The sequence below is a fragment of the Streptomyces sp. NBC_00513 genome (genome assembly GCF_041431415.1).
In the GTDB taxonomy this organism is placed as follows: domain Bacteria; phylum Actinomycetota; class Actinomycetes; order Streptomycetales; family Streptomycetaceae; genus Streptomyces.
In genome coordinates, this window is sequence record NZ_CP107845.1 from 6180774 (window position 1) to 6191993 (window position 11220).

10 protein-coding genes are annotated in these 11220 nt (G+C 70.2%); 8 read left to right on the forward strand and 2 right to left on the reverse strand.

The annotated features are described in order from the left end of the window. The first annotated feature begins 38 nt into the window (after positions 1-38). Genes OHA84_RS28255 through OHA84_RS28270 form a run of 4 tightly spaced genes read left to right on the forward strand, consistent with a single transcriptional unit; the run spans position 39 to position 3276 of the window. Entirely contained in the window at positions 39-782 is a 744-nt protein-coding gene (locus OHA84_RS28255; RefSeq protein ID WP_053676814.1) for an amino acid ABC transporter ATP-binding protein, read from the forward strand. Positions 783-792: 10 nt separating this feature from the next. Then, on the forward strand, positions 793-1731 hold the full coding sequence (locus tag OHA84_RS28260; RefSeq protein WP_266950490.1) for a glutamate ABC transporter substrate-binding protein: 939 nt from the start codon (positions 793-795) through the stop codon (positions 1729-1731). A gap of 19 nt (positions 1732-1750) precedes the next feature. After that, positions 1751-2395: an amino acid ABC transporter permease gene (locus tag OHA84_RS28265; RefSeq protein ID WP_266950491.1), complete on the forward strand. Its 645-nt coding sequence runs from the start codon at positions 1751-1753 to the stop codon at positions 2393-2395. Then, positions 2392-3276 (forward strand): amino acid ABC transporter permease, encoded by an 885-nt coding sequence (locus tag OHA84_RS28270; protein ID WP_053676816.1) that lies wholly within the window; start codon positions 2392-2394, stop codon positions 3274-3276. Before OHA84_RS28265 ends, OHA84_RS28270 begins: the two co-directional genes overlap by 4 nt. 45 nt (positions 3277-3321) lie before the next feature. Here OHA84_RS28270 and OHA84_RS28275 read toward each other — a convergent pair whose 3' ends face one another. Both OHA84_RS28275 and OHA84_RS28280 read right to left on the reverse strand, forming a co-directional pair. Beyond that, positions 3322-4920 carry a CocE/NonD family hydrolase gene (locus OHA84_RS28275; protein ID WP_266969176.1) on the reverse strand — a complete coding sequence of 533 codons (1599 nt, stop codon included), beginning with the start codon at positions 4918-4920 and terminating at the stop codon, positions 3322-3324. Between the two features lie 144 nt (positions 4921-5064). Beyond that, a complete protein-coding gene (locus OHA84_RS28280; protein WP_371591467.1) occupies positions 5065-6309 on the reverse strand; it encodes an Ig-like domain-containing protein in 1245 nt (414 codons plus the stop codon). Between the two features lie 478 nt (positions 6310-6787). Here OHA84_RS28280 and murJ point away from each other — a divergent pair, with 478 nt between their 5' ends. From murJ to OHA84_RS28300, 4 genes are read left to right on the forward strand one after another with little or no spacing between them, the layout of a single operon-like run. Beyond that, positions 6788-8461: a murein biosynthesis integral membrane protein MurJ gene (gene murJ / locus OHA84_RS28285; RefSeq protein WP_266969174.1), complete on the forward strand. Its 1674-nt coding sequence runs from the start codon at positions 6788-6790 to the stop codon at positions 8459-8461. A 39-nt stretch (positions 8462-8500) separates the two neighbouring features. Further along, entirely contained in the window at positions 8501-9184 is a 684-nt protein-coding gene (locus OHA84_RS28290) for a response regulator transcription factor (RefSeq protein ID WP_053676819.1), read from the forward strand. An 8-nt stretch (positions 9185-9192) separates the two neighbouring features. Further along, positions 9193-10644, forward strand: coding sequence for a HAMP domain-containing sensor histidine kinase (locus tag OHA84_RS28295; protein ID WP_053676820.1), 1452 nt, complete (start codon positions 9193-9195; stop codon positions 10642-10644). Then, positions 10641-11147: a hypothetical protein gene (locus OHA84_RS28300; RefSeq protein WP_266969171.1), complete on the forward strand. Its 507-nt coding sequence runs from the start codon at positions 10641-10643 to the stop codon at positions 11145-11147. Before OHA84_RS28295 ends, OHA84_RS28300 begins: the two co-directional genes overlap by 4 nt. The last annotated feature ends 73 nt before the right edge of the window (positions 11148-11220 follow it).

The window sequence follows — 11220 nt, forward strand, 5'->3', positions numbered from 1 at the left end:
GCTGACCTCGACACACCGACAAGTGGGCAGGGCAGCGTATGGCCGTCGATCCGTTGATCGAGCTGCGGGACGTCAACAAGCACTTCGGGCAGTTGCACGTGCTCCAAGACATCAACCTCACCGTCGGCCGCGGGGAGGTGGTGGTGATCATCGGCCCCTCCGGTTCCGGCAAATCGACCCTGTGTCGGGCCATCAACCGGCTGGAGACCATCGAGTCGGGAGCGATCACGCTCGACGGGAAGCCGCTGCCGGCCGAGGGCAAGGAGCTGGCGGGACTGCGCGCCGAGGTGGGCATGGTCTTCCAGTCCTTCAACCTCTTCGCGCACAAGACCGTCCTCGCCAACGTCTCGCTCGCGCAGGTCAAGGTCAGGAAGCGCAAGAAGGACGAGGCCGACAAGCGCTCCCGCGAGCTGCTGGACCGGGTGGGCCTCGCCGACCAGGCCGAGAAGTACCCCGCCCAGCTCTCCGGCGGCCAACAACAGCGCGTGGCCATCGCCCGTGCCCTCGCCATGAGCCCCAAGGCCCTGCTCTTCGACGAGCCCACGTCGGCGCTCGACCCGGAGATGATCAACGAGGTGCTGGAGGTCATGCAGCAGCTGGCCGCGGAGGGCATGACCATGGTCGTGGTCACCCATGAGATGGGCTTCGCCCGCTCCGCCGCCAACCGCGTGGTGTTCATGGCCGACGGAAAGATCATCGAGGACCGCACCCCGGAGGACTTCTTCACCGCTCCCGAGAGCGACCGGGCCCGGGACTTCCTCTCCAAGATCCTCAAGCACTGAGGGGCCGGCCGTGACGCTCTCCCGTCGATCCCGTCGATCCCGTCGATCCCGCCTGCCCGGGGTCCTCCTCGCCCTCGCCCTGCTCGCCTCCGCGGTCGGCTGCGGCAAGGACGGCAGCCCACCCGTCAAGGGGCCCCAGCCGGAGGACCTGCCCACTTACAAGGTCGCCACCGACTTCACCCTGCCCGAGTCCCCGACCTGGCAGCGGGCCAAGAAGCGCGGGCACCTCGTCGTCGGCGCCAAGGAGGACCAGCCGTACATGGGGGAGAAGGACCCCGCGAGTGGCCGCTACTCCGGCTTCGACATCGAGATCGCCAAGATGATGTCCGCCTCCCTCGGCTTCGACCCCAAGACGATCGAGTTCAAGACGATCGCCTCCGCCAACCGCGAGACCGCCCTGCAGAACGGGCAGATCGACTACTACGTCGGCACCTACACGATCAACGACAACCGCAAGAAGCAGGTCGGCTTCGCCGGCCCCTACTTCATGGCCGGCCAGTCCCTCCTCGTGCGCAAGGACGAGAAGGACATCAAGGGCCCCGGGGACCTCGCCGGCAAGAAGGTCTGCTCCGCGGCGGGCTCCACCCCCTACCAGCGCCTCCAGAAGGAACACCCCGAGGCCGTGCTGGTCTCCTACGACACCTACTCCGTCTGCGTGGACAACCTGCTCACCTACCAGGTCGACGCCGTCTCCACCGACGACTCGATCCTCCTCGGCTACGCCGCCAAGGTCCCCGACGAACTGAAGGTCGTCGGCGAGCCCTTCTCCAAGGAGCCCTACGGGATCGGTGTCCCGCGCGGCGACAACGCCCTGCGCTTCGCCCTCGACGACGCCCTGGCGGAGAACGAGAAGAACGGCAACTGGAAGAAGGCGTACGAGGCCACGCTCGGCCTGTCCGGCGAGCCCGCCCCGACGCCACCACCCATCGACCGCTACCCGGCGAGCTGAGAGGAGCGGAGTCACCTCCATGGACGTACTCACCGAGAACTTCGCGATCTACGGCAAGGGATTCCTCGGGACCCTGCAACTCACCTTCTACGCCTCCCTCCTCGCCCTGGTCCTGGGCTTCGTGATGTGCTCCTTCCGGGTCGCGCCCGTCGGATCCCTCCGGGTCTTCGGCACGGTCTGGGTCACCGTGCTGCGCAACACCCCGCTCACCCTGCTGTTCTTCGCGGTGCTGCTGGGCCTGCCGCGCTTCGGCATCGTGCTGCCCTTCCAGCTCTTCGCGATCCTCGCGCTCGGCTGCTACACCTCCGCGTTCATCTGCGAGGTGCTGCGCTCCGGCATCAACACCGTGCCCAAGGGGCAGGGCGAGGCGGCCCGGAGCCTGGGGATGTCCTTCGACCAGACCCTCGGCACGGTGGTGCTGCCCCAGGCCTTCCGCTCCGTGATCCCGCCCATCGGTTCCACGCTGATCGCCCTCGCCAAGAACTCGGCCATCGCGGGCGCCTTCAGCGTCAACGAGCTGCTGGGCACCTACAAGACCCTCAACGAGCTGGGCTACAGCATCATCTGGACCTTCGTCTGGATCGCCGTGGGCTACCTGATCATCACCCTGTCCATCAGCGTTCTCTTCCACGTGCTCGAAAAGCGGTTCGGAGTCGCCCGATGACCGCGCACACGCTCCACGGGGACCTGGAGTCCAACGCCCTCTACGACATCCCCGGTCCTCGGGCCCGGCGCCGGCACTTCCTCTACGGGGTCGTCTCCACGGCGCTGATCCTGTTGGTGCTCGGCTGGATCCTCTACCTGCTCTTCGACACCGACCAGTTCACCGCCGCCAAGTGGACCCCCTTCGAGTACAAGGGCATCCAGGAACTGCTGCTCAGAGGGCTCGGAAACACCCTCAAGGCCTTCGCGTACGCCTCCGTGCTCTCGCTCGCGCTGGGCGCGGTGCTGGCCACCGGACGGATGTCGATCCACCGTCCGGTGCGCTGGCTCGCCACGCTGTGCGTGGAGTTCTTCCGGGCGATGCCCGTCCTGGTGATGATCTTCTTCATCTTCGTCGCGCTGAAGGTCCAGCCGCTGCCGGCGCTGGTGGCGGGGCTGACCCTCTACAACGGCTCGGTGTTGGCGGAGGTCTTCCGCACGGGGATCAACTCGGTCGAGAAGGGACAGCGCGAGGCCGCGTACGCCCTGGGCATGCGCAAGACCCAGGTGATGACCTTCGTCCTGGCCCCGCAGGCGGTCCGGGCGATGCTGCCCACGATCATCAGCCAGCTCGTGGTGGCCCTGAAGGACACCTCGCTGGGCTACCTGATCACCTACGAGGAGTTCCTGCACGCGGGCAAGCTGATCGCCTCGAACCTGGACTACGACCTGCCGTTCATCCCGGTCGTCATGATCATCTCTCCCATCTACATCGGCATGTGCATGCTGCTGTCCTGGTTCGCCACCTGGGTGGCGCGACGGCAGCGGCGCAATCCGAAGACCGAGGCGGTCACCGTCGCCCCGGCCGAACCGGGAACGGCGCTGCCGGGCGGACGCACGTAGTCCGCCCGCGGCCCGAAGAGCCAACCCGCCCGGCGACAGCCGCGGTCACTGCTCGCGCAGCGGCACCGAGACGTACGAGGGATCGGTGCGCGGCGAGGAGAAGGTCAGCTGCGCGCCGGTGGGGTTGTGCTCGATGTAGAGCGGGTCGACGGTGTCCACGACCAGGGCGAGCCGATGGCCGGCCGGGACGTCGTAGGCGGTGGAGAAGAGGTCGAGGTCCACCCCGAAGGCCTGGTTGGGGGTCTTCCCGTGGAAGGTGTACGGGGCGTTGCTGACCAGCTTGCCGAGGCCGAGCGGGCCGACGTCGTAGAGGTAGGCGACGAAGGTGCCGTCCGCCTTGGTGGGCGTGACGGTGGTGTGCACCTTGACCGTGCCGCGGACCCTGCGGACCGCGTCGTGGCGGTCCGACTGCCAGACGGCCGCGAAGGCGCGGGGGAGGAGCGGGATGGAGGCGACCGGGGGCGCCTTGACGAACTGGTCGAGGATGCTGGAGAGGAAGAGGGTGCCGCCGTTGGCGCCGGAGTCGACGTTGGCGAACACGTGCTCGCTGTCGGAGAGCGGCAGCCGCTGCGTTCCGCCCGAGCCGACCGACTTCCAGTCGGGGTAGCCCTCGTAGCCTTCGGTGCTGCGGGACTTGATCTGTACCGGGGCCTCGGAGTCCACGCCGTTGCGCTCGCCCTTGAGGTAGCGGTCGAACCAGCGGTGGGCGTTGGTCCAGGTGTCGTTGGGGAGCCCGAACAGGCCGGTGGCCTCGGCGGTGGCGTGGTCGCCGGGACGGAACTCCAGGCGCTTGGGGCCGGTCAGCTTCTCGAAGAAGTCCGCGTACTGGTTGGGCGGGAAGATGGTGTCCCCCCAGGCGTTGCCCAGCATGATCGCGGCGCCGTTGGTGTTGATGCGGTCCACCTCGTAGGCGGCGGAGCGCTTCTTGCCCCAGTCGATCATCTGCTGTTCGCGATCCAGCCGGGAGTCGAGGAAGTCGTCCAGGATCTGCTGGAGTTCGGGGCCGGGGCGGCCGGTGATCCGCCCGGCGACGCCGAGCATCCCGGCCGCCTGGCGGTGCTGGGTGCGGCCGGAGTAGATCGACTCGACGATGTCGGCCCAGCCGCTGAGCGCGACCACGGCCTTGATCCGGGGGTCGCGGGCCGAGGCGAGCAGGCTGATGCCCGCGCCGTAGGAGACCCCGCCGAGACCGACGCGTGCGGCGTCGGCCGGGGTGTTGGCGAGGGCCCAGTCGATGACGGCGGAGACGTCGGCGGTGTCCGCGGGACCGGCCGTCTCGATCTGCCCGCCGGAGAGCCAGAAGCCGCGGGAGGTGTAACTGACCACGACGTAACCGGAGTCGGCGAGCTTCTTGGCCTGCGCGACGTACTCGATCTGCGGCAGGCCCCAGCTGGTGGGCAGCACGATCAGCGGGTACTTCGCGCCGGCCCCGGCGCCCGCGGGAGTGAAGACGTTGCCCTTGAGGGTGATGCCGCCGGAGCCGGGGATGTCGTGGAAGCGCAGTTCCGACGAGGCGTCGGAGGTGGCGGTGGGCCCGGTGACGGGCGCCGCCTGGGCCTGGTGGGGGGCCAGGCCCAGGGCGGTCGCCGCGAGCACGGCCGCCACGGTCGCTGCGGCCGCCGCGGTGCTGGTGGTGCGGACCATCTGTCGCTCCTCGCGTACGCCGGTGTCAAAGTGACCCGACGGTAACGGGAGGGGCTTACCGTAGGTAACCCGTGGGTAAGTTACGTACGAGTAACGATTGGCTGAAGTTCAACGCACCGGCCCGCGGCGGAGGGTGTCGCGTGGTCAGCCGCCCTGCGGCGCGCCGTTCAGCGCGCTCTTGGCCTTCCACTCGTCCCAGGACAGGTTCCACTCGCCGTACCCGTTGCCGATGTCCGCACGCCCCTTGGAACCGCTGCCGACGACCTCGAAGGGATCCCCGACCTGCGCCTGCTCGTAGAACGCCGCCGCGTTGGCGTCGCTCATGCCCACGCAGCCGGAACTGGCGTTGGCCCTGCCGAAGTTGGCGCTGTTCCACGGGGCGGCGTGCGCGTACATGCCCGACCAGGTCAACCGCATCGAGTAGTCGACCATCTTGTCGTAGGAGTCGCCCAGGCCCACCGTCTGGGAATCCATCCGGATGGTGCCCTCCTTCGCCATCACCACCATGGTCCCGGACCAGGAGGCCTTCTGGCCGCCCGGGGTGCCGGCCGAGATCGGAATGGTCTTCACGACCTGGCCGCCCTCGGTGACCGCCAGCTTCCGGGTGTCGAGATCCACCTTGATCCGACGGTCCTTTCCGATCTTGAACTCGGTGGAGTAGTCCTTGGCGAACAGTCCGCCGCCCGCTCCGGAGTCGACGCCGTTCAGGTTCATCTCGACCTTCACGTCGGTGCCGGACTTCCAGAACTCCTTCGGGCGCCAGTCCACCCGGTCATTGCCGGAATAGTCCTTGAACCAACCCCAGGAACCCTCGGTGTTGTTCGACGTGGTGACCTTCAGGTGCTTCTCCACCTCGGCCTTGTTCTTCACCGGGTTGTCGAACACGATCGAGACGGGCTGCGCCACACCCACGACCGGGGTGACCCTGCCCGGATTGATCGTGACCTTGTTCACCTTGTCGGCCGCGGACGTCTTGAAACGGGCTTCCGCGCTCTGGCTCTCCGCGTTCTGCGCCTCGACCCGGTACTCGGACCCCGGCGACGCGTTGCGCTCCGACGTCCAGGTCCGGCCGTCGGCGGCTATCCGGCCGGCCAGTTCACCGCCCTTGCCGTCCGTCACCTTCACCCGGGCGAGCCTGCCGTCCGCGACGGTCACCGTGACCGGTTGACCTGCCTTCACCTCGCCGCCCGTCAGGTTGACCGAGATCGCCATGGCGGCCTTCTCGCCCTTCCCCGGCTTGCCGTCATCGGCCCCGGCGGAACCGGAACCGCCCCCGCAGGCGGTCAGTGCGAGGGCCGCCAGCGCGGCGGCGCCGGCCAGAGCGGCGGTTCGACCGCGCGCCCGCGTGAGGTGACGGCGCGACAGGTCGATACGGCGTGTGCGGCTCAACGGAAACCCCTCCGAAGTAATGATCGTCCGTAAAGGGAGAGTGCGTGCGGGGGTCCCGGGTTGCGGATTTCGCGAGAAAGATCGGCCACGGGCATGTGACATGGACCGCAGTGAATCCGGCAACCGAATGCCGGTTCCCGATCGGGAACCGAGCGGCGGAATGGGCGGACGTCCTTCCGGGCCCGGGTGAAAGGACTTTCGGCCCTCACCTCACGCACCCCCCGGCTCCGGCGGACGAAGAATGCGCCGACAACGCGGCGGCCCGATTCCCGCCGGGTCCGCGGCCCCCTCGCCCCCTCGCCCCACCCACCGGATCCGATGGGTACGACGCCCGCGGGGTACCCTCCCCCCTCGACCTCGGCGAACACACGTTCACCGCCGGTCGGATCGCCGAAGCACCAGGCAAGCGGGAGAGACCCTTGAACGGACACGACAGCACCGCGCGCGACCGGGCCCTCGCGGCCCCCCGTGCCCACCGGTGAGCGCCCCCACCGAGACGAGACCGGCGCCGGGCGGCGCTCCGGCGGCGCCCGCCAAGAGCTCCGTGCTGCGCAGCGGTGCGCTGATGGCCGCCGGTTCGATCGTCTCGCGCGCCACCGGCTTCGTCCGTTCCGCCGTGGTCGTCGCCGCGCTCGGAACCCACTTCCTCGGTGACGGCTACGCCGTCGCCAACACCATCCCCAACATCGTGTACATCCTGCTGATCGGCGGCGCGCTCAACGCCGTCTTCGTCCCCGAACTGATCAAGGCGGCCAAACGCCACGAGGACGGCGGCGTCGCCTACACGGACCGACTGCTGACCGTCTGCGTCCTCGCGCTCCTCGCGCTCACCGCCGCCGCGGTCCTCGCCACGCCGTGGATCGTCCGGGCCTACGCGCCCGCCGGCTACAGCGCGGCCCAACTGGACACCACCGTGGCCCTGGCCCGGTTCTGCCTCCCGCAGATCCTCTTCTACGGGCTGTTCACCCTGCTCGGGCAGGTGCTGAACGCCCGGGGCCGGTTCGGGGCGATGATGTGGACCCCGATCCTCAACAACCTCGTCCTCATCGCCGTCTTCGGTTTCCACCTGTACGTGTCCGTCGGCGGGGACGAGGTGCTGAGCGCGTCCGAGACCCGACTGCTCGGCATCGGCACCACCGCCGGCATCGTCGTCCAGGCCCTCGCCCTGATCCCGTCGCTGCGCGGGGCCGGCTTCCGCTGGCGCCCCCGCTTCGACTGGCGCGGCAGCGGCCTCACCCGCCCGCTGCGCAACGCGGGCTGGCTCGTCGCCCTGGTCCTCACCAACCAGTTCGCCTACTGGGTCGTCACCCTGCTCTCCACCACCGCCGGTCAACTGGCCGACGACTCCGGGGTCGCGGGCGGCGCCGGCTACGTCGCCTACAGCAACGCCTACCAGCTGTGGGTGGTGCCGCAGGGCATCGTCACCGTCTCGCTGGTCACCGCCCTGATGCCCCGGATGAGCGCCTCGGCCTCCGACGGGGACCACGCCGCCGTCCGCCGCGACGTCTCGTACGCACTGCGCTCCAGCGCCGCCCTCGTCGTGCCCGCCGCCGCGATCTTCGCCGCCCTCGCCCCCTGGGTGACGGCGAGCGTCCTCCAGTACGGGCAGGTGGGGCCCGCCGACAGCGAGGTCATCGCCGGCATCCTCATGGCCTTCGCGCCCGGCCTGGTCGCCTTCTCGGCCCAGTACGTGCTCGCCCGCGGCTTCTACGCGCTCTCCGACACCCGGACCCCGTTCTTCCTGAACCTGGTCATCGTCGTGCTCACCGCGTCGCTGGCCTACACCGCCCACGCCCTGCTCCCGCCGCGTTGGGTCGTCACCGGCATCGCCGGCGCCACCTCCCTCGCCTACCTGGCGGGCGCCGCGGTCACCGCGTACGCCCTCGCCCGCCGGCTGGGCCCGCGCGCGGAGACCCCCGCCGGGGCCCGGACCACGGCGCTGCGCACCCACCTGCGGCTGCTTCTGGCCTGCGTGCCGGCGGCGGCCGCCGGATACGGGGCGGCCCTGGCGTGTGACGGGTTCGGCAGATTCGCCGCCGTCGGAGCGGGAACCGCGGCGCTCGCCCTGGTCGTCATCCTTCTCGCAGGGCCGCTGCGCCTGACGGAGATCACCGACCTGCTTGAATCCCTCCGCCGGAGAACGGGCCGGTAGGGGGAGGAAGGCACCCGAACCGCACTGGATACTGATCGGATGCCACGCGTACTGCTGATCGAGGACGACCCTTCCATCCGGGAAGGGGTCGCCCTCGGCCTTCGCCGCAGAGGCCACGAGGTGAGCACCGCCGAGACCGGGGAGGACGGCCTGGCCCTGATGGCCGGCTTCCGACCCGAGCTGGTGCTCCTCGACCTCATGCTGCCGGGCATCAACGGAGTCCAGGTCTGCCGTCGCATCCGTGAGACCAGCCAGGTCCCCGTCATCATGCTCACCGCGCGCGGCGACGACTTCGACATCGTCGTCGGCCTGGAGGCGGGCGCCGACGACTACGTCGTCAAGCCCGTCCGCACCGAGATCATCGAGGCCCGGGTCCGGGCCGTGTTGCGGCGCCTGGTCGCCCCGACCGACGGCCGCGCCGGGATCGAGCTGCACGGTGAGCTCGCCGTCGACCGCGCAGGTCTGACCGTCGCGAAGAACGGCACGCACGTCCCGCTGGCCCCCAGCGAACTCAAACTGCTGCTGCACCTGTCGGCCGCCCCCGCGCAGGTCTTCTCCCGCCGGCAACTGCTGGAGTACGTGTGGGAGCACAGCTACCACGGTGACGCCCGCCTCGTCGACGCCTGCGTCCGGCGCCTGCGCCACAAGATCGAGGACCCGGACGCCGCCCCCCGCTACATACAGACCGTGCGGGGCTTCGGCTACCGCTTCGGTCCCCTCTAGGGCGCCCGGTGGGACGCATCGCCCCGCTCGGCCTGCGGACCCGGTTGATCGCCGCCTTCCTGCTGGTCGCCGCGATCTGCGCGGTGACCACGGCCGCGCTGACGTACCAACAGGCCCGCACCGCGATCCTCAAGCAGACCCAGGACACCGCCGTCAGCACCCTGCGCGACCAGATCGACAACCAGGCGGTCCAACTGCCCTTCGACCGGCCGCAGCTCCAGAGCATGGTCACCGAACTGGGCCGGCGCGGCAAACCCCACTCCTGGGTGGTGTACGGCGAGTACGGCGACCTGAAGGCGACCTCGAACAACCCGGGCGGCCCCCTCGCGTCACCCCTCGTCGGCGAGGGGTTCCGCGAACAGATACGCCACACCCGGTCGGGCGCCTTCCAACGGGTCCGGGACGGCGAGGGCAACGCCATGCTCGCCGTCGGGATGCCCGCCGTCTTCGTCCACGACGGGTCCAACCGACCCACCGGCGCCGTCTTCTACGCCGTGATGCCCCTGAACACCGAGGAGCAGACCGTCAGCGCGATGGTCGACGCCGCCCAACAGGGCGCCGTCCCGGGCCTGGCCATCGCCGTCGTCCCCGCCCTGCTCGCCGCCCGCAGCGTACTGCGCCCCGTACGCCGCCTGCGCACCGCGGCCCAGCAGATGGGCCGGGGACAACTGGACACCCGGATCGAGGTCAGGGGAGCGGACGAGCTCGCCGGACTCGCCCGGACCTTCAACGAGACGGCCGGCGCGCTGGAACGCTCCGTGGAGGAACTGCGGCAGGCCGAGGTCCGCGCCCGCCGGTTCGCCTCCGACGTCTCCCACGAACTGCGCACCCCCCTCGCCGGGATGCTCGCCGTCACCGAGGTGCTCGACGAGGACGCCGAGAGCCTCGACCCCGACACGGCCAAGGCCCTGCGGCTGATCAGCGCCGAGACCGGCAAACTCGCCGTGCTCGTCGAGGACCTCATGGAGATCTCCCGGTTCGACGCCCGCGCGGCCGAGCTCAACCTCGACGACGTCGACGTCGCCGAGGCCGTGGGCAAGACCCTGGAACGACGCCACTGGGACGACGACCGGGTGAGCGCCGAACTGCCCCCGCGAGTCCGTGCCCGGCTCGACCCGCGCCGCTTCGACGTGATCCTCGCCAACCTCGTCGGCAACGCCCTGCGGCACGGCGGCGCCCCGGTCCGGATCACCGTCACCGCCCCGCCCCGCCCCGACGGCGACCGCCTGGTGATCGAGGTGGCCGACAGCGGGCCCGGCATCGCCCCCGAGGTACTGCCGCACATCTTCGACCGGTTCTTCAAGGCCGACGCGGCCCGGACCCGGTCCGCCGGCAGCGGCCTCGGACTCGCCATCACCCTGGAGAACGTCCGTCTGCACGGCGGCACCCTGCACGCCGCCAACGGCGCCGACGGCGGGGCAGTCTTCACCCTCGACATGCCCCTGGAGGCCCGCGCGTGACCCCCGTACGCAGGGCCGTCGCCATCCTGGCCGCGCCGCTGACGCTGCTCACCGCGTGCGGGATCAAGGACACCCCCGTCGTGGAGATCGGCCGGCCCGGGGTGCTCACGGTCGCCGCCCCGCCCGACGCCGGCCTGCTGTACTTCGTCCTGCCCGACGGGCGCCTCGCACCGGTCCCGATCGCCGACGGGCCCGCGTACGGGCCGGGTGCCATGATCACCCTGTTGATGAACGGCCCCGACCCCGCGGCGAAGGCGGCCGGGCTGCACACCGAACTGCCCTCCTCGAACGCCCCGGGCAAAATCGACGGACGCCCGCTGACGCAGATGACCGGGGAGAGGTCCGTCCGGGTCCGACTGCCGTTCCCGGTGCGACCCCTGTCCGAGGCGGCCCGCCGCCAGGTGATGTGCACCGTCGTCTCCTCCGCCGGGATCCCGGCGGACGCCGAGGTCACCCTGGCCGGCCCCGACAGCGTCCTGGCACCCGATCACTGCGGGTTCTAGGAGGTCCCCTCGGATCGTGTCGCGCCGTCGGGTTCCGTCCTCTTGCGAGGCACGCGCCCCGACCGGCACCGTG